The sequence below is a fragment of the Bacillus sp. AFS029637 genome, assembly GCF_002584985.1.
Classification (GTDB): Bacteria; Bacillota; Bacilli; order Bacillales; family Bacillaceae_G; genus Bacillus_A.
This window is the reverse complement of sequence record NZ_NUPZ01000010.1, coordinates 170,344-195,608: the sequence shown is the minus strand read 5'-3', so window position 1 is coordinate 195,608 and position 25,265 is coordinate 170,344. Positions and strand designations below refer to the sequence as shown.

At 35.6% G+C, this 25,265-nt stretch carries 26 protein-coding genes and 1 pseudogene; 8 read left to right on the top strand and 19 right to left on the bottom strand.

The features are described from left to right. The first annotated feature begins 134 nt into the window (after positions 1-134). Positions 135-584, top strand: a complete 450-nt coding sequence (locus tag COE49_RS03440; protein ID WP_000042215.1) for a YslB family protein — start codon at positions 135-137, stop codon at positions 582-584. Positions 585-698: 114 nt separating this feature from the next. Here COE49_RS03440 and uvrC read toward each other — a convergent pair whose 3' ends face one another. The 8 genes from uvrC to COE49_RS03400 all read right to left on the bottom strand — a co-directional run bounded on the left by uvrC (position 699) and on the right by COE49_RS03400 (position 9,035). After that, positions 699-2,483, bottom strand: coding sequence for an excinuclease ABC subunit C (gene uvrC / locus COE49_RS03435; RefSeq protein ID WP_088230768.1), 1,785 nt, complete (start codon positions 2,481-2,483; stop codon positions 699-701). Between the two features lie 148 nt (positions 2,484-2,631). Beyond that, a complete protein-coding gene (gene trxA / locus COE49_RS03430) occupies positions 2,632-2,946 on the bottom strand; it encodes a thioredoxin (protein ID WP_001018943.1) in 315 nt (104 codons plus the stop codon). A 212-nt stretch (positions 2,947-3,158) separates the two neighbouring features. Beyond that, entirely contained in the window at positions 3,159-4,136 is a 978-nt protein-coding gene (etfA, locus tag COE49_RS03425; RefSeq protein ID WP_088230769.1) for an electron transfer flavoprotein subunit alpha, read from the bottom strand. A gap of 37 nt (positions 4,137-4,173) precedes the next feature. Further along, a complete protein-coding gene (etfB, locus tag COE49_RS03420; protein ID WP_064474654.1) occupies positions 4,174-4,947 on the bottom strand; it encodes an electron transfer flavoprotein subunit beta in 774 nt (257 codons plus the stop codon). Positions 4,948-5,025: 78 nt separating this feature from the next. Further along, entirely contained in the window at positions 5,026-5,802 is a 777-nt protein-coding gene (locus COE49_RS03415) for an enoyl-CoA hydratase (RefSeq protein ID WP_088230770.1), read from the bottom strand. Positions 5,803-5,813: 11 nt separating this feature from the next. Beyond that, a complete protein-coding gene (locus tag COE49_RS03410) occupies positions 5,814-6,401 on the bottom strand; it encodes a fatty acid metabolism transcriptional regulator FadR (protein WP_000742218.1) in 588 nt (195 codons plus the stop codon). A 106-nt stretch (positions 6,402-6,507) separates the two neighbouring features. Continuing rightward, entirely contained in the window at positions 6,508-8,193 is a 1,686-nt protein-coding gene (locus COE49_RS03405; RefSeq protein ID WP_140417359.1) for a long-chain-fatty-acid--CoA ligase, read from the bottom strand. Positions 8,194-8,384: 191 nt separating this feature from the next. Then, on the bottom strand, positions 8,385-9,035 hold the full coding sequence (locus COE49_RS03400; protein ID WP_098945705.1) for a BclA C-terminal domain-containing protein: 651 nt from the start codon (positions 9,033-9,035) through the stop codon (positions 8,385-8,387). 215 nt (positions 9,036-9,250) lie between these two features. On the opposite strand from COE49_RS03400, the pseudogene COE49_RS03395 reads away from it, so the two are divergent. The 4 genes and pseudogenes from COE49_RS03395 to COE49_RS03380 all read left to right on the top strand — a co-directional run. Next, positions 9,251-9,901: pseudogene (locus COE49_RS03395) on the top strand (iron chelate uptake ABC transporter family permease subunit); the annotation flags it as partial. 58 nt (positions 9,902-9,959) lie between these two features. Continuing rightward, positions 9,960-10,463 carry a DinB family protein gene (locus tag COE49_RS03390; RefSeq protein WP_098945704.1) on the top strand — a complete coding sequence of 168 codons (504 nt, stop codon included), beginning with the start codon at positions 9,960-9,962 and terminating at the stop codon, positions 10,461-10,463. Positions 10,464-10,824: 361 nt separating this feature from the next. Further along, the gene (locus tag COE49_RS03385) at positions 10,825-11,355 is read left to right on the top strand and encodes an SMI1/KNR4 family protein (RefSeq protein ID WP_088230772.1); all 531 of its coding nucleotides are present in this window, start codon (positions 10,825-10,827) and stop codon (positions 11,353-11,355) included. Positions 11,356-11,642: 287 nt separating this feature from the next. Then, the gene (locus COE49_RS03380) at positions 11,643-11,975 is read left to right on the top strand and encodes a YfjL-like protein (RefSeq protein ID WP_098253414.1); all 333 of its coding nucleotides are present in this window, start codon (positions 11,643-11,645) and stop codon (positions 11,973-11,975) included. 63 nt (positions 11,976-12,038) lie between these two features. Here COE49_RS03380 and COE49_RS03375 read toward each other — a convergent pair whose 3' ends face one another. The 5 genes from COE49_RS03375 to COE49_RS03355 form a co-directional block, all read right to left on the bottom strand. After that, positions 12,039-12,734, bottom strand: coding sequence for an ABC transporter permease (locus COE49_RS03375; protein ID WP_088230774.1), 696 nt, complete (start codon positions 12,732-12,734; stop codon positions 12,039-12,041). 168 nt (positions 12,735-12,902) lie between these two features. Beyond that, on the bottom strand, positions 12,903-13,601 hold the full coding sequence (locus tag COE49_RS03370; RefSeq protein ID WP_088230775.1) for an ABC transporter permease: 699 nt from the start codon (positions 13,599-13,601) through the stop codon (positions 12,903-12,905). A gap of 14 nt (positions 13,602-13,615) precedes the next feature. Then, positions 13,616-14,539 (bottom strand): ABC transporter ATP-binding protein, encoded by a 924-nt coding sequence (locus tag COE49_RS03365; protein WP_088230776.1) that lies wholly within the window; start codon positions 14,537-14,539, stop codon positions 13,616-13,618. A gap of 126 nt (positions 14,540-14,665) precedes the next feature. Beyond that, the gene (locus COE49_RS03360; protein WP_088230777.1) at positions 14,666-15,601 is read right to left on the bottom strand and encodes a HAMP domain-containing histidine kinase; all 936 of its coding nucleotides are present in this window, start codon (positions 15,599-15,601) and stop codon (positions 14,666-14,668) included. A 1-nt stretch (position 15,602) separates the two neighbouring features. After that, entirely contained in the window at positions 15,603-16,295 is a 693-nt protein-coding gene (locus COE49_RS03355) for a response regulator transcription factor (protein ID WP_088230778.1), read from the bottom strand. Positions 16,296-16,465: 170 nt separating this feature from the next. Here COE49_RS03355 and COE49_RS27505 point away from each other — a divergent pair, with 170 nt between their 5' ends. Beyond that, positions 16,466-16,639 (top strand): hypothetical protein, encoded by a 174-nt coding sequence (locus tag COE49_RS27505; RefSeq protein ID WP_001293578.1) that lies wholly within the window; start codon positions 16,466-16,468, stop codon positions 16,637-16,639. Further along, positions 16,640-16,834: a YwbE family protein gene (locus tag COE49_RS03345; RefSeq protein WP_001014310.1), complete on the top strand. Its 195-nt coding sequence runs from the start codon at positions 16,640-16,642 to the stop codon at positions 16,832-16,834. A 38-nt stretch (positions 16,835-16,872) separates the two neighbouring features. Here COE49_RS03345 and COE49_RS03340 read toward each other — a convergent pair whose 3' ends face one another. Further along, positions 16,873-18,072 (bottom strand): class I SAM-dependent rRNA methyltransferase, encoded by a 1,200-nt coding sequence (locus COE49_RS03340; protein WP_088230779.1) that lies wholly within the window; start codon positions 18,070-18,072, stop codon positions 16,873-16,875. Between the two features lie 294 nt (positions 18,073-18,366). On the opposite strand from COE49_RS03340, the gene isdG reads away from it, so the two are divergent. Then, positions 18,367-18,690 (top strand): heme oxygenase, encoded by a 324-nt coding sequence (gene isdG / locus COE49_RS03335; RefSeq protein ID WP_088230780.1) that lies wholly within the window; start codon positions 18,367-18,369, stop codon positions 18,688-18,690. A 66-nt stretch (positions 18,691-18,756) separates the two neighbouring features. On the opposite strand, the gene srtB is transcribed toward isdG, so the two are convergent. The 5 genes from srtB to COE49_RS03310 form a co-directional block, all read right to left on the bottom strand. Further along, positions 18,757-19,521, bottom strand: a complete 765-nt coding sequence (gene srtB / locus COE49_RS03330) for a class B sortase (protein ID WP_088230781.1) — start codon at positions 19,519-19,521, stop codon at positions 18,757-18,759. Between the two features lie 32 nt (positions 19,522-19,553). Next, positions 19,554-20,324 (bottom strand): ABC transporter ATP-binding protein, encoded by a 771-nt coding sequence (locus COE49_RS03325; RefSeq protein WP_088230782.1) that lies wholly within the window; start codon positions 20,322-20,324, stop codon positions 19,554-19,556. Continuing rightward, positions 20,314-21,297, bottom strand: a complete 984-nt coding sequence (locus COE49_RS03320) for a FecCD family ABC transporter permease (RefSeq protein ID WP_088230783.1) — start codon at positions 21,295-21,297, stop codon at positions 20,314-20,316. The genes COE49_RS03325 and COE49_RS03320 overlap by 11 nt, the downstream gene beginning before the upstream one ends. 28 nt (positions 21,298-21,325) lie before the next feature. Further along, positions 21,326-22,207: a heme ABC transporter substrate-binding protein IsdE gene (gene isdE, locus COE49_RS03315; protein ID WP_140417360.1), complete on the bottom strand. Its 882-nt coding sequence runs from the start codon at positions 22,205-22,207 to the stop codon at positions 21,326-21,328. A 69-nt stretch (positions 22,208-22,276) separates the two neighbouring features. Then, positions 22,277-25,222, bottom strand: a complete 2,946-nt coding sequence (locus COE49_RS03310) for an NEAT domain-containing protein (RefSeq protein ID WP_141556605.1) — start codon at positions 25,220-25,222, stop codon at positions 22,277-22,279. Between the last annotated feature and the right edge of the window lie 43 nt (positions 25,223-25,265).

Below are 25,265 nucleotides of genomic sequence, written 5' to 3'. Positions count from 1 at the left end.
AAACGTATACATAATTTGCATATAATTTGCCATTTCTTTTTTTCTTCTTATATATTCAGATTTTCCTAAAGAAAAATCTGTTTTTATAAATGTGAAATGTTATATAATAATCCCTATAGAAAGAGGGGATTATTGTGAGTAAAAATACAATCGATATAACATCTTTAGAAGATGTTTCATTGAATGCCTTCGCTTATGAATTGCTACGTGAAGAATTACTACCTGACTTAATTGGTAACGATTTAGATGGTATTTTATACTGGTCTGGTAGAAACCTTGCGAGAAAATATCCACTAGAAACAATTGAAGAAGTTATTCAGTTCTTTGAAAAAGCTGGTTGGGGCACTTTAAGTATTATTGAACATAAACGTCGTGAAATGCAGTTCCAACTTAAAGGCACACTCATTGCTGAACGTCAAAAACAAAACAGACATTCTTCGTATCAACTAGAGGCTGGATTCATTGCTGAGCAAATTCAGAAACAACGAAACGTCGTTGCAGAGTCATACGAAGAAAAGAAAAAACGTTCAGACTCTATTACATTTCTTGTAAAATGGGATATAAAAGATCTCATTGAAGTGTAGCATTTCCTGCAGTCAACTAGACACATAAGTTTAGTTGACTTTTTTGTATTTTCATTCAGGTCTACTTATTTTAAATCTTCAGAAATTATAACAAAAAATAGAAGACATTGTAAACTACAACGTCTTCTTATCTGCTAAATAAGTATAGATCGTCTCCGCGACATTTTTCGGCATACCTGCTTCGACAAATTCCGTTACAGAGGCTTCTTTCATCTTTTTTAACGACCCAAAATGTTTCAGCAATATCTTTTTTCGTTTATCACCAATTCCAGGAATATCATCCAGTGCCGATTGAATGACAGATTTCCCATGTAATTGTCGATGGAATGTAATTGCAAATCGATGTACTTCATCTTGAATGCGCTGCAATAAATAAAATTCTTGGCTATTCCTCTCAAGCATTACAGGTTCAGGTGGATCTCCAATAATTAAATGTGATGTTTTATGTTTATCATCTTTCACAAGCCCTGCCATTGGAATATATAACCCAAGCTCATTCTCTAGAATATCACTTGCAGCCGCTAGGTGGCCTTTCCCTCCATCAATAATGATTAAATCCGGTAAAGGTGAATTTTCTTTAAGCGCCCTTGTATAACGACGCCTCACAACTTCTCTCATAGACTCATAATCGTCTGGTCCTTGAACCGTTTTAATTTTATATTTACGATACTCTTTCTTCGCCGGTTTCCCATCGATAAAAGCAATCATTGCTGAAACAGGGTTTGTTCCTTGAATATTTGAATTATCGAACGCTTCAATACGATAGGGTGTTTCAATCCCAAGCTGCTTCCCTAAATGATCTACAGCTTTAATCGTCCGTTCTTCATCACGTTCAATTAAATAAAACTTCTCTTCAAGAGCAATTTTTGCATTTTTATTTGCTAATTCTACAAGATCTTTTTTCTTACCACGTTTCGGTTGTGTCGCTTCAACTTCTAAAAAGCGCTCTACTAATTCTGAGTCTATACTTCCTGGAACGACAATTTCCTTTGGCTTAAAGTGACTACTGTTTTCATAAAATTGACCGATAAATGTTAAAAATCCCTCTTCCGGTTCATCATAGATTGGAAACATCGAAACATCACGTTCAATTAACTTTCCTTTTCGAACAAAGAAAACTTGAACGCACATCCACCCTTTATCAACTGCATATCCAAATACATCACGATCCACTAAGTCACTCATAATCATCTTTTGTTTTTCCATAATTGCATCCATATGAGCAATTTGATCTCGCAATTCTTTCGCACGTTCAAATTCTAGTTTCTCCGAAGCATCGTACATCTTTATCTCTAATTCTGAACGAATTTCTTTATGCCCACCATTTAAAAACTTAATAATTTCATCTACAATTTCTTTATTTTGTTCTTCTGTCACTTCTTTCACACAAGGTGCTAAACATTGGCCCATATGATAATACAGACAAACTTTATCTGGCATATTCGTGCATTTACGAAGTGGATACATGCGGTCTAATAGTTTTTTCGTTTCATGAGCTGATTGTGCATTCGGATAAGGTCCAAAATACTTTCCTTTATCCTTTTTGACATTGCGCGTAATAAGTAAGCGCGGCTGTTTTTCAGCCGTAATTTTAATAAAAGGATATGTTTTATCATCTTTTAATTGAATATTATATTTTGGGTCGTATTTTTTTATTAAATTTAACTCTAAAATAAGAGCCTCCAAATTTGAGGAGGTTACAATATATTCAAAATCTACAATTTCTCCTACAAGCCGAAGTGTTTTCCCATCATGCGAACCAGTAAAGTACGAGCGCACACGGTTTTTTAACACTTTTGCCTTTCCAACATATATAACCGTTCCTTGCTTATCTTTCATTAAATAACAACCAGGTTGGTCTGGTAAAATAGCCAATTTCTCTTTCAAATGTCCGTGCACTCGTCTACCCCCATTTCTACATGCTTAGCTTTTTTATTTTCACATGAAAACATACTATGCCAAAACACCCAACATACGTTCCTTTATTGTAACGGAAAGGTGTAAAAAAAGAAAATAAAAAAAGCTACCAAATGGTAGCTTTTTTATTTTAGAAGTGTTTAGAAACTAATTCTACTAACGCTTCTTTCGGTTTGTAACCTAACGCTTGATCAACTACTTTACCGTCTTTTAATACGAAAAGAGCTGGAATGCTCATTACTTCGAATTGACGAGCAGTTTCTTGGTTTTCATCAACGTCTACTTTTACTACTTTTACTTTCTCGCCTAATTCTGCATCGATTTCTTCTAATACAGGAGCGATCATTTTACAAGGCCCACACCAAGGTGCCCAGAAATCTAATAATACAACACCTTCGCTAGTTTCAGCTGCGAAGCTTTGGTCATTTGCATTTACAATTGCCATTTTTATTTCCTCCTTCAAGTATATTCTACCAAGAGTATATCATTAACTTATATACGTGGCGAATATTATGTATCGTTATGTATTGTAACAAAAAAATGTTCCTTTATACTATATAAAAATACGGATAAAATACTAAAAAGGTGAGAGACAGGGGATCTCTCACCTTTTTCTATATATAGGGGTACTTCACTTGGAACTCAAGGGTACTCAAATCATGAATGTACTTTTAACTTTTTAAATTCTTCTGTTAAAAGAGGTACGACTTCAAATAGGTCACCGACAATACCGTAGTCAGCTACTTTGAAGATACTCGCTTCTGGATCTTTATTAATCGCAACGATAATTTTTGAGTTAGACATACCAGCTAAATGCTGAATCGCACCAGAAATACCGCATGCAATGTATAAGTCTGGCGTAACAACTTTACCAGTTTGGCCGATTTGTAATGAGTAATCGCAATACTCAGCGTCACAAGCACCACGAGATGCACCAACAGCGCCGCCTAATACGTCAGCTAACTCTTTTAATGGTTTAAATCCTTCTTCACTCTTCACACCGCGTCCACCAGCGATGATTACTTTCGCTTCAGAAAGATCAACACCTTCTGCAGTTTTGCGGACAACATCTTGAATGATTGTACGTAAATCCTTCACATCAACTGTAATAGAAGACACGTCACCTGTGCGAGACTCATCTTTTTCAAGAGTTGCGATATTATTTGGACGCACTGTCGCAAATAATATACCGTCAGTTACAATCTTCTTCTCAAACGCTTTACCAGAGTAGATTGGACGAGTAAAGATAACATTTCCACCTTCAACTTCTAAAGCAGTTACGTCAGAAACTAGACCAGCCTCAAGCTTTGCAGCTAATTTTGGCGATAAATCTTTACCAAGTGCTGTATGTCCAAATACAATACCTTCTGGTTTTTCTTCAGCATATACAGCTAAAAACGCTTGTGCATAACCATCAGACGTATATGATTTTAATTTATCACTTTCAACTGTCACAACGCGATCTGCACCGTAATGAATCAATTCACTTGCAAAAGAGGCAATACTGTCTCCAACTAGAAGACCTACCACTTCACCGCCTTCTGCAATTGTTTTTGCTGCTGCTACCGCTTCAAACGAAACGTTACGTAGCGATCCGTCACGAACTTCACCCATTACTAATACTTTACGAGCCATAGTTTTTTCCCTCCTGCGTATATAATTTCGTATTTTATTAGATTACTTTCGCTTCTGTATGGAGCAACGATACAAGTTCTTTTACTTGATCTTGCAGCTCGCCTTGTAACACTTTTCCTGCATCTTTCTTAGGAGGCAAATAGATTTCAATTGTTTTTGTCTTTGCTTCCACATCATCTTCTTCTAAATCTAAATCATCTAATTCTACTTCTTCTAGCGGCTTTTTCTTCGCTTTCATAATACCTGGAAGCGATGGATAACGAGGTTCATTTAAACCTTGTTGCGCTGTTACTAAAACTGGTAATGATGTTTCAATAACTTCTGTGTCACCTTCAACATCACGCTCAATTTTCACGTTTGTACCGTCAATTTCAAGTTTTGTAATTGTCGTTACGTATGGGATATTTAACGCTTCAGCTACGCGTGGACCAACTTGTCCAGACGCTCCGTCAATCGCAACGTTCCCGCCTAAAATTAAATCTGCATTTTTATCTTTTAAATATTCAGCAAGTACTTTTGCTGTCGTGAACTGGTCACCGTTTTCAACATCATCTTCAATATTAATTAATACCGCTTTATCACAGCCCATCGCTAATGCAGTACGAAGTTCTTTCTCACTATCTTCCCCGCCAACTGTTACGACAGTAACCTCTCCACCTTGTGCATCTCTTACTTGAATTGCTTCTTCAATCGCATATTCATCGTAAGGGTTGATGATGAATTCCGCTTCGCCATCGTAAATTGCACCGTTTTTAATTACGATTTTTTCTTCTGTATCAAATGTTCGTTTCATGAGTACGTAGATGTTCATTCCATTTACCCCCTTATTTTTCGGAAAGATTCTATCAATTTTAAAATTCTGTTAATTTATATTAAAAAAATAATTGAACTACCTGCCACTAAATGAAGGCTTACGTTTTTCTAAAAACGCCGCTACACCTTCTCTTCCATCTTCACTCGTAAATACTTCACCAAAAACTTGAGCTTCATGCTGTACACCTTCGTAATAATGAGACGATTTTGTCGTTTGCAATAACTCTAATACAGCACGAGTTGTTGCTGGACTTTTTCCAGCAATTTGTTTTGCGACTTTAAGCGTATCATCTAAAAGTGATTCTTCAGAGAACAATCCGTTAACAAGTCCCCATTTCAATGCTTCTGCACCAGTAATTGGTGTACTTGTTAACATCATTTCACAAGCTTTTGCTTTCCCAACATAACGTGGTAAGCGCTGCGTACCTGCAAAGCCAGGAATTAATCCGAGCGTCAATTCAGGCAAACCAAGTTTTGCACTTTCAGTTGCAAAGCGCATGTGGCAAGACATAGCAAACTCCAGGCCACCGCCCAGTGCCGCTCCATGAATTGCTGCAATAACTGGTTTTGAACATTTTTCTACGCGCTCAAACGTAACTTGTCCAAGCTGCGCCAGCTCAGTCGCTTGCTTCGCTTCAGTAACAGATGTAAATTCTTTAATATCTGCTCCTGCTGAGAAAAAGCGTCCTTCACCATGGAGAACAACAACACGAATGTTATCATCCTTTTCTACTTGATCGATTAATTCAGTAACGTCATGCATAACTTGCGAAGACATCGCATTCGCTGGTGCGTGGTTTAACGTCGCCACCGCGATATGGTCTTCAACTCTTACAGATAGGAATTTCAACATGATCCCTCCCATTATTGACGATAACCACAAGCTGCAATAAGTAGCCCATGTACCGTTTTTGAAAGTGCGACCAGATCATACTTATGATCGCTCATTACCCAATTGGTCACAACTTCATCTACTGTTCCAAAGATCATTTGTCTTGCCACACGAACATTTAAGTCCGCTTGGAATTCACCTTGCTTTATGCCTGTCTCTAAAATCTCATCCATAACTTGTAAGTAGCCTTTTAATACTTCATTTATTTTAAGGCGTAAGTCTTGATTGGACTGTCTTAGCTCTAATTGCGTAACGATAGCAAGAGGATCATTTTGTGATAACAGCAAGAAGTGCGTTTCTACCAACATGAACAATTTCGCTACAGCGCTTTCAATTCCTGCTGTTTTTTGACGAATTGTTTCGACAAATTCCCCCATCTTCTCTTGGAATAAGGATATTAATATATCTTCTTTATTTTTAAAATATAAATAAATCGTGCCATCAGCTACCCCAGCTTGCTTTGCGATTTTCGAAACTTGTGCTTGGTGGTATCCATTCTCCGCAATCACAATGACTGCCGCATCAATAATTTGATTGTATTTCGGTCTATTTTTCTTCACTTTACTGTCCCCTTCAAGAAGATGACTGAATGAATAGTCATTCATATTCTTATAATACTGACTATTTAGAAAAGTGTCAATCCTATTTTTTCAAAAAGAAAGGGCCTTAGCCCGTTTGCTCATCCTCACTCTTTTTCTTTTCTTCATCTATTAGGACACGGCGTAAAATCTTTCCGACTGTCGTCTTCGGTAATTCACTTCTAAACTCATATACTTTCGGTACTTTGTATGCTGCTAAATATTTACGTGCAAACTGATCTAACTCTTCTTCCGTGCATTCGGCGCCTTCCTTCAAAACAACAAATGCTTTTACTGTTTCCCCACGGTACGGATCAGGGACGCCAATTGTTACTACTTCTTGCACCTTTTCATTTTCATATAATACCTCTTCCACTTCACGAGGATATACATTAAATCCACTAGCAACAATCATATCTTTCTTACGATCTTTCACATAGAAAAAGCCATCCTCATCCATGTAGCCAACATCACCGGTATGAAGCCAGCCATCTTGCAATACAGCTGCTGTTTCTTCTGGTTTATTCCAATACCCCTTCATAATTTGCGGGCCCTTTACAACAATTTCACCAATTTCACCTGGGGGTAATGCCTCTCCCGTTTCAAGTGACATGATGATTGCTTCTGTATCCGGCCACGGCACACCAATACTTCCTGGCACACGTTTTTCCCATAAAAAGTTCCCATGTGTAACTGGTGATGACTCTGTTAATCCATATCCTTCTACTAATTTACCACCTGTAACTCTCTCAAACTCTTCCTGTACTTCTACTGGAAGCGGTGCAGAGCCACTTATACAAGCCTGAATAGAAGAAATATCGTATTCTTTTAAAAGAGGGCTATTTAAAAGGGCAATATAAATAGTTGGTGCTCCTGGAAATAATGTAACTTTATGTTTCTTAATTGCCTCAAAAACCATTTTCATATCAAACTTCGGAATAAGCACCATTTTATATCCTTGCATAATACTCAAATTCATTACCGCTGTCATGCCGTATACGTGGAAAAATGGTAGGACTCCAAGAATTACTTCTTCTCCCTCTGTGCAATTGTATAACCAATGTGCACCCATCAAAGTATTTGAAACAAGGTTTTTATGCGTTAACATAACCCCTTTTGGAAAACCTGTCGTTCCACCAGTATACTGCAAAAGAGCCAGATCATTTTCAGGATCACATGGAACTTCAACATCAGTATTACTTTCCCTTTCTACTGATTTCCAAAGGTGGATTGTTTCACTTTCTGACACATTCACAACAAGGTTTGTTTGCTTTTTTTGTACAAATGGATAAAGTAAATTTTTAGGGAACGGTAAAAAATCTGCAATACGAGTTACAATAACATGCTCAAGCCTTGTAGCATTCTGAACATTAGTAACTCTCGGAAAAACTAAATCCAGGCAAAGAATGACCTTTGCTCCCGAATCATGAAGTTGATACTCGAGTTCTCTTTCTGTATAAAGAGGATTCGTTTGTACAACAATCCCCCCGGCAAGCAAAGTACCATAGTAACCAATTACAGATTGTGGGCAATTCGGTAACATAATCGCGACTCTATCACCTTTTTTAATACCAAGCCTTTGAAGATAGTTTGCAAATCTCTTTACCTTATCATGGAAATCTGCAAACGTTACATCTTTCCCTAAGAAATGAAGCGCTTTCTTTTCTGGGTAACGTGAAACCATTTTTTCTAAATATCTATGAAGTGGTTGAATATCATAGGCAATTGTTTCTGGAATTTCCTCTGGATAGCTCTGTAACCAAGGTTTTTCCACACTCATTCCTCCTTCCAATACTTGTAAAAATAAATGAATGTTCATTCATGATGATTGTTTTCATTATATTATAGTCACCATTGCGTTACAATCATAATATTCTGACTTTTATATAACTATGCTTTACTTCATTAACTTCTTATTATATGTATAAACACTCTCCTACCCTTCAAAGAGTAAGAGAGGTTTATTTAACTGAGTCTTATAATCGTTAACACCGCTCCTGGAGTAGTTGTTGATAATGTTGCAACAGCTAACAATCCAAACAATTGCAGACTGATTGCACTTCCCGCTGCAAGAGTCGTAATAATTGTTGCACTAAACGATGTTGTTGCTAATGCAGGAGCATTGATAGTCCCAGCAAGTGGCGCTCCATTAATTGTAATTCGTGAACTTACTAATAACGAAGCTGTTATATTAATTGTATATGAAATATAATAATTCCCTGCATTTGCAGCTGTAAATACTGTGTTCCCCCCAGACACCGTAATTCCTGGTCCGATGTTCTGATTGTTTGGAAGCGGGACATTTGTGCCACCAAGTAGGACCGATACTGCTGTACCTGACGTATTATTTGCAAACGCGTATGTTGCCGTTATACTTGTGCCTGTTGCTCCTGTGTCGCCTGTTGGACCTGTTGCCCCTGTTGATCCCGTTGCTCCCGTTGCTCCTGTTGTTCCTGTTGATCCTGTTGCTCCCGTTGGACCTGTTGGACCTGTTGGACCTGTTGGACCGAGCTTAGGGACTGTCCCATCGCAACTAAAACAGCATGTATCAACATGTACACCATTTTGATTATTACACCCACAATGTCCATTTGTATTATTGAGCCATGAAGACATGCTAATCCCTTCCTTCAAATTCAATCTTTTAAGCAAAAGCAACGAATTAGAAAACACGTATCAAATAATAAAAAACTAGATTCTATAGTGATAAGCACACGTCTATTCCATACATTCTAATAATTATTACATGCGACATTCTCTCCTTTTGCTTGTACTTTCGCCTTTTTGCTTAAACAAAATCACTCTTCTAAAGTCTTCATACATATACAAACTTCAATCCAATTGGTGCATTTATTGGCGGACTACTTGCAGTTGGAATTGTCCTCTTCTTCGCTTGGAAATCAGGATTTAGTCCAACAGCTCTCGCTTTAATAGGGATTGGCATTCCCGCGCTTGGCTCAGCAATTATTCAAATCTTTATCGTTAGAGCAAATTTGAATGTTGCCGCTGCTTTAACGTGGTTATCTGGCAGTACGTATGCAAGAGGATGGAATCACTTAGAAAATATCATTCTATATCCATCGCTTATTCTCGTACTCATTATCTTTTTCTTAATGAAACAACTTGATGTTCTTGTACTTGGAGATGATTTAGCAACTGGACTCGGACAACCAGTAAATAAAACGCGCCTAACTCTAATTGTGTTAGCGACACTACTTGCATCTGTAAATATCGCTGCTGTCGGCACAATTGCCTTTTTAGGCCTTGTCGCACCACACTTAGCAAGAATCGTTGTTGGGATGAATCACCAAAGACTATTCGTTTGTTCAGCACTGTTTGGAGCAATCCTTCTTTCCATTGCTGATTTAATCGGGCGAACAATTGCATATCCGAAAGAAATTCCTTCTGGTCTTGTTGTTGCTGTACTTGGAGCACCATACTTCTTGTGGCTGATGAGGAAGAGTGGGAAAAAGGTTAATTAAAAGGGAATAAATCAAGTATCTCGAACTTAACCTATAAACATAATTAGGAGGGATAAATATGTACCAAACAATTGAAGGCTTTCTACAATCATGGAAATACGAAGCTGAGGCTACTCAGAAAATGCTCAATGCATTAACGGATAAATCTTTATCACAAGAAATTGCGCCTGGACATTGGAATTTAGGACGAGTTGCTTGGCATATCGTTACGGCAATTCCAGTTATGCTATCTGGAACAGGACTAAAGTTTGAAGGAGAAACAAAAGATTATCCTGTGCCAACTTCAGCAAAAACAATTGCAGATGAATATCGTAAAGTGAATGCAGCTTTTGTTGAAGCACTTCAAAGTGAATGGACCGATAAAGACTTGGCTACTATTAATGACTTCTTTGGCCGTCCTATGCCGAATTCTATATTTTTAATGACACTTATTAATCATCAAAATCATCACCGCGGACAAATGACGGTTTTAATGCGACAAGCTGGCTTAACCGTTCCTGGCGTATACGGCCCTGCAAAAGAAGAATGGGCTGTGGCTGGAATGGAAGCTCCTAAAATATAACGACAAAAAAACAAGGTGTTCACGTTAAATAGACTAAACTAAGAAGAGGATATTATGTTCAATATATGAGCATATATCCTCTTTTCTTATACATATTAGATTAGTTATACAGATATTGAAAATATAGTTCAATATCTATTATAAAGAGAAAGGTGTTCTCCTTTCCTATTCGACTCGCGAACAAGCTTATCATTTATTACTACAACAACATAGGATAGTTGAACTAGAACAATAGATCTTTATGGTAAAATTTATTTGTGTAAGAAGAAATGAGAATTTGATTTTGAATAAGATTAAAATTTACTAAACAATCACTGTAGTGAAGGTATTATGTTTAAGACGTAAGAGGAGGATAAATAGCATGATAAATCAAGCTGAATGGTTGTGGCAACGTATTATCGAAAGAGGATCAAATTCTGAAGGTAACTTTAAAGAATCATTAAATCTTCAGCCAGGTGCAAGTGATGAAGAGTTTCAACTTATTGAGGATACACTGGGGGTTACACTCCCTGAAGAAATGAAGAGCTTTTACAGAGTGTATAACGGACAAACTTGGGAACCCGGGGTGAATCCATTTGTAAGGAATTTGACTCTGTCCCCTACTTCTGAAATTATCAATAATTGGAGATTTTTACAGGAAGAATTCGATCCTGATGATGATTTAGAGCCAGATATTGAAAAAGAGCTTAAACCAGATCTTTGGAATTCTAAGTGGATTCCAATTGCAGAAAATGGTGGCGGAGATTATCTTTGCATTGACACAGATCCATCTGAAGTTGGAGTGTCAGGACAAGTTTTATACTTTTACCATGATTGGGGAAGACGTGCTATTAAGGCAAAGAATATTTTTGAATTCATCGAAATTTGTTTAAAAGAAGAGAATTGTGAATAAATGTACTTAAAGTAACGGGTGCTTTAGTTAAATAAGAAAGGACATTACATATTAGTCATATAAAATATGTAATGTCTTTTAATTTATCTAACTTTTTTCATTTTAGGTCTTGATAAATGGTTTCACCTTGTCTTTTTCTGTAACTTGTTTCATGTGAAACTATTTTTAATAAATGGTTGTTTTATGGAAAAGATACGTTAAAATAAAGTAAAACTTTAATCAATCTGACGTTTACGGACTGCCCACAAATAGCGAGATAAATACATATTATTAGGAGGGTAAACCAAATTGAATACAAAAAAAAAAAAATAGCAATGGGAACTGTTTTACTAACTTCTATTATTGGAGTTATCAGTGTATCTCTTTATTTCACATATTATGGTACCCCTTGGAAAAAACAAACAGCAATTGCAGAATCAAAAAATTATATTACAAAATACTTTAATCTAGACGCGAAAGTCAAAAATACTTCTTACGATTCGAAAATGGATAGCTATGCAATCGCCTTTGAAACAAGTGAAGATGGAGAGTTTACTATCGAATATAAAGGTCCTAATAACTTTAACATTTCTCCAGGAGTTCAAGAGTATTTAAGTAAACACTACAAATTTAAAGAGTAGTAACGAAACATACATATACAAAAAAAGAGTTGGTGTAACGCCAACTCTTTTTTCTTATTCTTGTCACACTGTTACATCTTCCCTCTCTATATTTTTAATTCCGTAATATGCAATCGCAACTCCAATTGCTGCAAATGCTAGTTGAAGAGGAAGAAAAGTCGCTATAGGAAACATTGGCTGGTTATTAATTGCGACTAATACAACGATAATAGATGAAACAATTGTAGTCGGCACCGAATGTTTACGCATTCCGAAGTATAGAGGAATTAAACTTATTCCCGCAGTTGCAATCGCTAAAGGAACCAGGTTTATACCTTCTTGCATCAATTGATCTACTGTGAATGGATTAGGAAGAATCGAAAAATAACTATCTATTCCAAAGAAAATTCCTACTACAAAAATATTAGATAAAATAACTGTTATGAATGTTACTATTGCTGTAATAGCCAACTTACTAATCATCATTTTCTTTCGGTTAATAGGATAAGAAAACATCAGTAATATTGTTTTGTTTTTATATTCATCAATTATTAATTTGGCTATTAATACACCACCAAAAATAATAAATGTTGCTCTTACTAATGCACTAGCCATTAACAAAATCGCCTGTGGATCCCTTATTTCTGGATCTCCTTCTATTTGAGAAACGATACTAACAAAGATCAATAATGCCAGTATAACAATATTTGCAATAACTGCTCTCTTCACATACCATCCGAGCTTAATTTTTTTTAGTTCTAGCTTCATAAGACGTAGCATGATGGTCCTCCTCTCGTTTAAGACTTAATCAATATAAATTGCTCCTGTTTTACTTAAAATCCTTTCCCTAAAATGCCTTAAAACCAAAAACTACACTAGCAATTGTAAGAAATAAAATAGAAATTACTATTATTTTCTTCACTGATCATACCCCAGTTCGTCGTTGTTTTACGCCACATCAATCTTGTCGATTTTACGATATGAAAGATAACTAATAAAAATCCCTAATAAACAGAGCACTATTGGGATAGCTATAAAATTATAAAAACTTACTTGATTACTTCCAATGTTACTGTTCATTATCATCCCGATTATTACTGCAGAAGTAATCGTTGTCGGTGCCGATTTCTTTCTCATCCCAAAAAATAAAGGAATTAAACTTATGCCAGATATCATAAATGCATTTATAAAAGTAGCTGGAACGGTAGCTATTATTTCACCCATCGTGACAGGCGTTTCAATTACTCCCATCATTGGATTCATAAAAAATATGAGCAAACTAATAGTGAAAGTAGCAATAACCATGCTCACAAAACAAAAACTAAAAACAATTGTTAATTTCGCCCTCATTAACATTTTTCTTTGCAATGGATACATAAACAGTAGTTGCATTGTTTTGTTCTTATACTCATCAATTACTAAACGTGATAAAATGACCGCACTAAAAATAAGAAATGTCATCCTAATAAAGATGTTTGCTAAGGTCATATATTTTGTAAAATCAGTGAGCGCCGCATCTACTTCACCTTTCGCTCCTAATCCCATAAGGCTTACTGCAGCAAAAATTGCTATAATACAAATCGCTACCCCTTTAAAGTAACTAGATAGTTGATGTTTCTTCCATTCGAGCTTCATTAGTTTAAACATATAAACCACCTCCATTAAGCATGAATGCCTTCCCCATCCATTACATTCAAGAAATACTCTTCTAACGAACTATGCTTCTTATTAATACTTTCAATTTCCACATCGTTCATAATAAGTGCTTTTGAAATAGCTTGCTGAGACACTGCCGTATCATACACACGAATTATGTTTCCACTCATTATTTTGTAATTTTTTATACCGAGTTTATCTTCTAAAACATAAGCCGCCCGTTTCACATCAGGAACAGTAATTTCAATGTACTCTGTTTGTTTTCCATTAATACTCTTCATTGAAACTTCTTTTATTAGTTTCCCATTTTGAATAACGCCAATTGTATCTGCCATTTGTTCCATCTCACCTAAAATATGACTAGAAACTAATAAAGTAATGCCATATTCTTTGCAGAGCATTTTAAATAAGTCTCGCAATTCTTTAATACCAATTGGATCTAAACCGTTAATCGGTTCATCTAAAATAAGTAGCTCTGGTTTTGTCATGATTGCCCTTGCAATACCGAGTCGTTGTTTCATCCCTAATGAGAAATCTTTTACTTTTTTATTATCTATGCCGTGCAGTTTCACTAAATTTAAAGCATGATCAATTGCATTTTTATCGTAATAACCCATATATTCACAATGTAATTCTAAGTTTTCCTTCGCCGTTAGTTTCTCATAAAAAACCGGATATTCAATAATTGTCCCCATTCTTTTTAATACTTCATAAGAAGTGTCTGTTAACTTCTCACCGAAAATTTCAATATCTCCGCTCGTCGGTTTAATTAAATTCGTAATCATTTTCATAATCGTTGTTTTACCCGCACCGTTCGGTCCTAAAAAGCCGTAAATCTCTCCTCTTTTCACATGCATATTAACACTAGAAATGACCTCTTTTCCTTTAAACACTTTCGTTAACTGGTTCGTTTTTAATATATATGTCATGTCACTTTCCCCTTTCGCACTACTCTATATTTCTATAATAGACAACGGAAATCTCTTTTTTCTTACCCGTTCCTTACAAATTCCTTACGCTGAAAAAAAAGCTTGTAGAATCTACTGCTCTACAAGCTAAAACTGCATCTTTGTTAATAAAACTGTAAAAGTCGTTTTTTCATACGGCTTACTAGAAAGATGAATTTCTCCATCCATCGCCTCCACAAGCCTTTTCGTAATCGTTAATCCTAGACCGCTACCTTGGTACAATCTATTTCTGGAATCTTCAAGTGTGTACATACGCTCAAACACTTTGTCAATATGAGACTCATCAATTCCTTTTCCTGTGTCCCATACATCTATATACACACTCGTTGCATCCTCTCTTAAAGTCATACCGATCATCTTTCCATCGTCTCCATATGTAATCGCATTTGATATTAAATTATTCAATACCCTGCCTAATACTTCTACATTTCCAAGTGCATATATATTTCTTTCTGGTATATCAATATGAACTTGAAAACCTTTCGCTGTCACCAAATCATAAAAGGATAAAATTTTCTCGCGACAAACTTCATTCATATTTACTTTTGTTATCTCGATTGCTTTGTCACCTGATTCTAATTTTGCTAAATCAAAAAACTTATGAATCAATTCCATTACTTCTAATGTTTTCACATGCACCTTTTCAAGTAATACTTGCTGTTCTTCTTTGTTTATCGTTTCATCCTCATTTAACATTTCTGTATATCCAAGAATAACTGTTAGTGGTGTTTTTAAGTCATGCGAAATATTTGAAAGCATTTTTCTCATTGAAATTTCTACTTTCGCATGATCTGCATTCGTTTTCTGCTTTGCATCTAATAAATGATTAATCGCCACTAATAACTTTTGTAATTCTTGATCATCCGTCATAATGAGTAACTTCTCGCCTGTTTGTTCATTTACAATACTTTCTAGCTTTTCATATGTGTATCGTAAATTTTTGCTACTAGTTTTTCTCATTTTATATTGTATGTAAATGACACATAACAATATAAAAATAATGCCCATTAACAAATTGACCATACTACATCACTTCCAGCTTATAGCCGATGCCCCATAACGTTTTAATATATTCTGGATTAGATGGATCATTTTCGATTTTCTCACGCAATCTTCTCATATGAACATTAATAACATTATCATCACCGTAATACTCTTCATTCCAAACTAACGTATATATTTGAGCTTTCGTAAATACACGATTTTGATTCTTTACGAACAGTTTCAAAATCTCAAATTCTTTTAAAGTAAGTTTGAGAGGCTTCCCGTTTTTCTCCACAGTAAAGTTGATTGGATCTATGGTTAAATCACCAATCTGAATCATTTTTTCTGTTGTTTCTGTCGTTGAATATTTCGTAGATCTTCGAATACCTGCTTTTACACGTGCAGCCAATTCAATCATAGAAAATGGCTTACAAATGTAATCATCTGCTCCAAGTCCTAATCCAACAGCTTTATCAACATCTGTATCTTTTGCTGACATCATTAAAACCGGAACTGCACTCTTCTCACGAATAATACGTACAACCTCTAATCCATCTAACTTCGGCATCATGATATCGAGGATAACTAAATCAAAAGGTGATTTAAAAAAGGCTTGCACCCCTTCTTCTCCATCAGACGCAATTGTAACTTGAAAGCCTTCCTTCATTAAATATTTTCCCACCATCTCTTGAATTGAGATATCATCTTCAACTAATAAAATATGATGTGACATATTTCTATCCCCTTTTTTTACAAACATTAACATTTTAATTGTATCGTAACGAATGAACACTGTGAAGAATTATATGAATTTTCAAACCAACTTCCCTTCCTTCCATAACAATGATATGATGAAATTTACTACGATAGTTCATAATTAACTTTATATAAAGGAGACTTATCATGTCAGAAAACAAAAAAGTAAGCTTAGCTGATTTAATGCGTGAACAACTTGCAAAGAAAAAGCAAGGTAACGGTAATGGTCAAAATGCAAAAAACCAAAGCCAAGAAACAAAAAAATTACAAAACCAACAAACAAAGAAAACAAACAACCAACGTAGACGTACAGGTGTATAAATGAACGGACAAAAACGTTCTAATATCGCACCCGGCCTTGAAGTTGATATTGTATTAAAACAAGATCAACGCACTGGCAAATTAACACGTGGCATTGTAAAAGATATTTTAACAAACTCCCCTTCTCATCCGCATGGCATTAAAGTACGATTGCAGGACGGGCAAGTCGGTAGAGTACAAAATATCGTCCAATAAGAAAAGGAGCTCAAGTAAACTCGAGCTCCTTTTCTTTATTAACCTTTAATTTTCTCGATGAAAACTACTTTTAAATAGTCTCCTTCTTTAAATTGATCGATTGTACGGAAATCTTCTGGTAAAGAATGTTCTTCTAATATTTTATATTTGCCGTTCATTTCTTTAAATGCTGTATCGATAAAGCCTTTAAACTTTTTCATATCGAACGCGCTACAATTTGTAGAAGCAACGATAATCCCGTTATTTTCTGTAATGGCAATTGTTTCTTTTAATAAGTTTTTATAATCTTTTGCTGCACTAAATGTATATTTTTTTGAGCGGGCAAAGCTTGGAGGGTCTAGTACGACCATATCAAATTTCATCTTTTTCTTAGCTGCATATTTGAAATATAAAAACACATCTTCTACAATAATATCTTGTGCTTCATAATCAATTTCATTTACACTAAACTGCTCAATCGTTTTACTTAAACTACGATTTGCAAGGTCGACACTCGTCGTTTTGCTCGCTCCACCAAGCGCTGCAAATACAGAGAAAGCACCTGTATAAGAGAACATATTTAACACTGTTCTTCCCTTTGCATATTTATCACGAATTTGTTTTCGAACGTTACGTTGATCTAAAAATACACCAACCATCGCTCCGTCATTTAAATAAACCGCAAAGTTCACACCATTCTCTTTTACGATAAGCGGGAATTCACCGCGCTCTCCTGCTACGAAATCATCACCTTCAATGTATTTCCCTTTCGTATCAAAGCGCTTTTTCTCATAAATACCTTTAAAGTTTGCTACTTTTTGAAGAGCTGCTATAATCTCATCTCTGAAAGTATAAATCCCTTCACTATACCAACTTACTACATAATAGCCGTCATAATAATCGATGATTAAGCCTCCAAGCCCATCACCTTCACCGTTTACAACACGGAATGCTGTCGTATCACTTGATTTGTAAAATGGCTTGCGTTTATGTAAGGCGGATTTTATTTTACTTTCAAAGAAAGATTGATTAATTTGTTCACTCTCTTTTCTCGTTAAAATCCAACCATATCCTTTATTTTGTTTTCCATAATAACCTTTTCCGATGAATTGGTTCTTCTCATCTACCACTTTAATGATTGTTCCTTCTTCTCGAACATCATTTAAGTTTTGAATTGCATCTTTTAAAATAAGCGGATATCCACTTTTAATTTCTTTTATAAATTTCGGTTTTATTTTTATAGTTACTTCTGATCGCATGTAATGTCTTCCTTTCCATTTGAATGCTTTCTAATTCGTAGGAAGCATGTAAAAAACGAGGCTAAAAAACAGCCTCGTTTCACTATACCATATTATTGCTTTGCTAGTACAACTAGCTCATACTCTCGCAAACCGCTATACATTTACTAACTTTTAAAGTAAACATCTTCCTATCCACAATAACCAAAAAAATTGTATATTTCATAATTACTATTGACATTGATAATGATTTTCATTATCATTTAATGTATATGAGTTCTCGAAAATAAAGTGATCTATATAGGAGGAATACACATGATTATTGTTACAAATACAACTAAAATTACGAAGGGCAATGGACATAAATTAATTGAGCGTTTTAATAAAGTAGGTAAAGTCGAAACAATGCCTGGCTTTTTAGGTCTAGAAGTTCTTTTAACACAAAATACAGTTGATTACGATGAAGTAACAATTAGCACTCGTTGGAATGCAAAAGAAGATTTTCAAGGCTGGACAAAGAGCTCTGCCTTTAAAGATGCTCACTCACATCAAGGTGGGCGACCAGACTTTATTCTTGATAATAAAATAGCTTACTATGATGTTAAAGTTGTACGTATGCCAATGGCTGCTGCACAGTAAAAATCATTTTTTTAAAGTATAGAATATGAGGAGCGTTATCACTCCTCATATTCTATACTTTTTTCTTTAATTTCTTTTCACTAATTTTGCATGTACAACTAACCTTCCAGCCTCTGGATCAAGCGCATAGTCACATGTAGAAAATGTTACAATTTCATCATTAGCCGTCAATTCCGTATCCGTTTTGTAAAGTGATTTATCTTGAATTTGCTTTAAGAACGCTGTATATGCTGCATCGCTTTCAAAATCCGTTTCAATGTAATAAAAGTCCGTTGTTGTCGTATATACTGAAAACACTTCAACGTCGTATCCTTCAAATAATGTATCGTAATACAATTTACGATGGGACATGAAGAAATCTTCATCCAACATCTTTTTTAAACTCCCAAACATAGAACCGTCCTTCATACGATGACCATATAAAATCGTATTTCGATTTTGAGATTTCACATCATTGCGATGGTCCATAAAAATACTTCCCGCCCTCATATCTTCACCTTTGTAATTACGAAATAAATAATAATCATTATCCTTCGCTTGAACGATTGGATAATTAATTTGTGTATCATCCATCGTAATCCATCCAACTATTTCTGGGTTGATTTTTTGGAGAGCTTGAAACTGTTTACGTACCTCCCCATCTTCTGATTTTTCTTCCATTGGACTTCTCTTATAAATATGCTGCGCCTCAGCCATTACTTTACGATTTTCATAATAATCCATGAAAATCCCACCCAATTCATACATTGAATAGAAAAATATTCCTAAAAATACAATTGTAAGTATTCGTTGAAAAAAAGAATTCTTTTTCCGTTCTTTCTTACTATTCAAATTATCACCTCAAAACGGATTATACTCAGCCTTTAAATTCCCATTGGTACCATGTATAACCCTGTATCTTCATCGTGCTTTACAACAACGTCTACACCATATATCGTCTTAATCATTTCTTCCGTTACGACTTCACCTGGCTTACCCTTCATCACAATTTCTCCATCTTTCATAACGATAATATGATCGCTATAACGGATTGCTTGATTAATGTCATGTAATACCATAACAATCGTTAAACCATGTACTTCATTTAACTCTTTCACTAACTCTAATATTTCAAGCTGATAATAGATATCTAAATACGTCGTCGGTTCATCTAAGAACAGCATGGGCGTATTTTGCGCTAAAGTCATCGCAATCCAAACACGTTGCCTTTCTCCACCAGATAATGCATGTATTGGCTTATCACGCTTATCTTGTAGTCTCGTACACGTCAATGCTCTTTCGATTGCTTCGCTATCCTCATCACTTTGTGTAGAAAAAATATTTTTATATGGCATACGCCCAAAACTCGTCAATTTCTCAACTGTAATATCTGATGGCGCCTCATTTTGCTGATGAACGACCGCTAGCTTTCTAGCAAATTCTTTCGGCTTATACTGGCTAATAGCTTTCCCATCTAGCATTACTTCCCCGCTACGGGGATTATGATTTCGCGACATAACACCTAGTAATGTTGATTTCCCACAACCATTTGGACCAATAATTGTTGTAATTTTTCCAACCTCTATCTCACTACTAACAGACTTTAAGCGATCCGTTACATTATCATAAGAAAAGGTTACATTTTTAATTTCCATGAACTCGATCACTCTTTCTAAGCAAGAATATTAAGAACGGACCACCGATAACTGCCATAATCGTTGCCGCTGGAATTTCATTAGGCGGTACGATTAGCCTACCGATTGTGTCCGCCGTTAAAATTAATAACGCACCTGCAAGGGCTGAAAACGGAATAAGTACTTTATGGTCTGATCCAACCAATTGCCTTGAAATATGTGGGATAAGTAATCCAACGAAAGCGATAACGCCCGCAATCGCAGTTGATACAGCTGCTAACAGGACAGCAATGGCTGAAATAATAAGGCGTACCCTTGTCACATGCAGTCCAAGGTTTTTAGCCGTTTTATCTTGTAAAGATAATAAATTACACCATGCCCCTACAAACAGTGCAAGTATGAGGCCAATCGATCCATATGTAACAAGCACTTCCACATCGCTCCATGTCTTCATCGTTATATTAGATGTTGTCGTCTGTTTAATACTTTTAATGAAATATCCGCAAATCGTAACGAAAGATTCATTTAAACCAGTAAACATCGCATTAATCGCTATACCGATTAAAATGATGCGCAGCGGACTTAAACCTGATTTCCAAGAAAACGAATAAACGAGATAACAAGCAAACGCTCCGCCTAAAAACGCGAATAGTGGTGTCCAGAAAAAGAACTGAGGAAATAGCGTAATGATAACAAGCGTCATAAAACTGGCCCCTGAAGATATCCCGATAACCCCAGCATCCGCAAGTGGATTTTTCATAACAGCTTGGAAGAGCACACCAGAAACAGCAAGCGCTGCTCCAGTAAAAAGTGCAATAATAATGCGCGGGAAACGTAAATCTTTAATGACTTCAACATCTTCATTTGTCTCTGTAAATATACCTTGTAAAAGCTCAAAAACTCCAACTTCTAGACTCCCTTTCACTGCCGAAATAGTAGTCATCACAACGAGTAATACAGTAACTATGAAAAAACTCCAAAATTTTTTATTCATCGTAATCTTCCTTTATTTATGAAATGTATCATGGATACATCATTTTCTTTAGTTCATCTAACGCCTCTATAGCTGCTAAATTCCCTGTTGTTCCAAATAAACGCTCTTCTAAATCGTACACTCTATTATTTTTAACTGCAGCAAAATGCTTCCAAATATCGTTCGTTTTAAATTCCTTATCAAACATTTTCACAACTTCATCTGGCATACCATGTGCTGCACGTAAAATAATATCTGGGTCAGCTTTTTTTAAATACTCTGTATTAGAAGCTAAATACTCTACCTTTTCACCTTGTACGATATTTTTACCACCTAGCTGTTTTACTAAATCCCCAATATATGAGTGTTCTGTCGCTACTAAATAGCTTCCAGGCACTCCAAGTAAAATAAGGACTGTCGGTTCTTTCTTCCCTTTTACTTGTTTTTGAATGTCTGCAACCTTTTTATCAAACTTTGTTACGACTGCTTCAGCCTGTTTCTCACGCCCATATTTTTTACCCAGTTCTGTAATTGAGTTTTGCATATTTTTTAAACTCGTTAAATTTAAAAAGTTTGCTTTAATGCCCGCTTCATTAAAAACTGGCTTCAACTCATATTCAAGTGTCGTAACAGATAATACTTCTGATGGTTTCAGTGATTTTACTTTTTCCATATCAGGACTCATCGGATTTCCAACATCCGGTAAAACTTTATAACGCTTCGGTAATGTTTTATAACTAGTTGGAACACCAACTAAATCTACTTCTAACGCAGCCATAATTTCGGTCACGGCGACTGTCGTTGCAATAACACGTTCCTCATTACTGCTCTTTACCTTTTTTGCCGTTTCTTTTTTTGATGATGAGCACCCAGCTATACTAAATAAAAGAATGATAGCCATGAATACACTCGTGATTTTCTTCACTCTCAATCACCACTCCTTTCAGTACAATATGAAACGAGTCTTGATGCATGAAACCATGCATCAAGACTCCAAATTTTACAGTCTACCTGCTCTATATTTACGAACTAAGAAAGCAAGTGATCCTAGTAATAGCAACATATACATTCCAATCTGTGCTGTATCTGCTGTTTTTGAGTTTTTCTCTTTTTTTGCACCATTATCTGTAGCATCGTTTTTCTTCTTACCATCTGCATTTCGATTAAAATCAGGAGTACCAGTTGTTTTTACATTTTTTACTTTCGGTGTAATCACTGGATTTTTCGGATCGTTTTTTGGATCCTCTTTAATAGTTCCTACTGCACCAATACTATTTGTATCAAATTGAATTTGTACGTCATAGAAATGATGGTAGTTCATTGAATCGATATCTACTTTTACTTTCGCATTTAATTTCGCAAATAAATCATCAATCTCAAATTCTACTACTCTCGTATTTGCATTTTTATCTTCACTCACTACTTTTGCATCAACAAATGCACCAGCGTTTTCTGTTTGGAATTTCGTAATCCACGCACTATCTTTTAGTGCCACCGCAACATATTTTTTGCCATCTTTTACTGTTAATCTCGCTGGATTTACAACGTATTGATTCATCATTGAAATCTCATCCGTTTTATCTTTTAACACTTTAAAAGCAATATCATATTGACCGTCTTTTAAATTTTTTGGATCAACTGTTACGTGTCCATTTTTGTTATTATTTCCGCCTTGGTTACCGTTACCATCTTGATTATTGTTTCCACCTTGGTTACCTTTACCATCTTGGTTGTTGTTTCCGCCCTGGTTACCTAAAGCTTTAATACTACCTTTATCAAATGCAAATTGAATATCGTAAACATGGTGATAGTTCATCGCATCGATATCTACTTTCACTTTTGCATTTAGCTTTTTCGATAAATCATCTACTTCCACTTCTACTACTCTTGTATCTCGCTCTTTACTTGTACCTAATACTTTTGCATCGACGAACGCGCCATTCTTTTCAAACTCAAACTTTGTAATCCATGAGCTATTCGTTAATGTGAAGGATACATACTTCTTACCATCTTTCACTTTTAATACGCCTGGACTCTTCGTATATGTGTTCATCATTGAAATTTCTTCAGTTTTATCTTTTAACACTTTAAAACCGATACTGTATTCACCATCTTTAAGAGCATTTGGATCAATTGTTATGTTATTGTCTTGATTGTTGTTTCCACCTTGGTTGTTGTTTCCGCCTTGGTTGTCTTTTCCATCTTGGTTGTCTTTTCCGCCTTGGTTGTCTTTTCCACCTTGATTGTTGTTTCCAGCTTGGTTGTCTTTTCCACCTTGGTTGTTGTTTCCGCCTTGGTTGTCTTTTCCATCTTGGTTGTTGTTTCCGCCTTGGTTGTCTTTTCCATCTTGGTTGTCTTTTCCACCTTGGTTGTTGTTTCCGCCTTGGTTGTCTTTTCCGCCTTGGTTGTTGTTTCCGCCTTGGTTGTCTTTTCCACCTTGGTTGTCTAAAGACCGTATGCTGTCTTTATCAAATGCAAATTGAATATCATAGAAATGGTGGTAATTCATTGAATCGATATCTACTTTCACTTTTGCATTCAATTTTTTCGATAAATCGGCTACTTCTACTTCCACTACTCTTGTATCAGCTTTCGAATCTTCGCTTAATACACTTGCATTAACAAACGAATTATTTTTCTCAAACTCAAACTTTGTAATCCATGAACTATTCGTTAATGTGAAGGATACATACTTTTTGCCCTCTTTCACTTTTAATACACCTGGACTCTTCGTGTACGTGTTCATCATTGAAATTTCTTCGGTTTTATCTTTTAACACTTTAAAATTGATGCTGTATTCGCCATCTTTAATTGTTTCAGCATCTGGTTGTTTGTCTCCGTCTGGTTGTTTATCTCCATCTGGTTGCTTGTCTCCGTCTGGTTGTTTGTCTCCATCTGGTTGTTTGTCTCTGTCTGGTTGTTTGTCTCCATCTGGTTGCTTGTCTCCGTCTGGTTGTTTATCTCCATCTGGTTGTTTATCTCCGTCTGGTTGTTTATCTCCGTCTGGTTGTTTATCTCCACTTTTAATTGGTTCAAGTTTGTCTTGCTCAAATACAAGTTGTACGTCATGCGTTTGCTTGTAATTTTTTGATGCCATCTCGATGAATACTTTTGTATTCAGTTTTTTTGATAAATCGGCTACTTCAAACTCTACTACTCTTGTATCTTTTTCTTTATCCTCACTCACTACTTTTGCATCAACAAATGCACCATCTTTTTCCGTTTGGAAATTTTTAATTAATGAGCTACTTTTTAGCGTTACAATTGCTTTTTTCTTACCATTTTCCACTTTCAATACCCCTGGATTTTCCATGTAAGTATTCATTTTAGATTCTTCATTTGTTTTATCTTTTAACACTTTAAATGGAATGCTGTACTCACCATCTGCAATTGTGTTAGAATTTGGTTGTTGATCTGGGTCAGGCTTTTGGTCGGGCTTCTGACCTGGATCCGTAGTTTCATTTGGATCTGGCTTATTAGCTGGGTCCTCTTTTTCGTCTGGTTCTTCTACATGAATTGGTGTAATGCTATTTTGATCAAATGCGATACGAACGTTATAGTCATGATGATAATTTAAAAAGTCAATATCTACTTTTACTTTCGCATTTAATACCTTCTCTACATCTTCTACATCAAATTCTACTACTCTTGTATCTTTTTCTTTATCTTCACTAATTACATTTGTCTCAATGAACTGACCTGCTTTTTCTGTTTCAAACTTCGTAATCCACGAACTATTCGTTAATGTAAAGGATACTTTCTTTTTCCCATCCTTCACTTTTAAAGTTCCCGGGCTTACTGAATATTGATTCATCATTGACTCTTCATCTGATGTATCTTTTAACACTTTGAACCCAATTGAATACTCACCGTCAGCTAAAGTTGTAGCTGCTTGAACTGCAAGGGGGTGTAGTGTTGATACGAATGTAAAAATCGTTAGAAACATTGCAACAACAATCTTTAAATACCTGTTCAATAGAATTACTCTC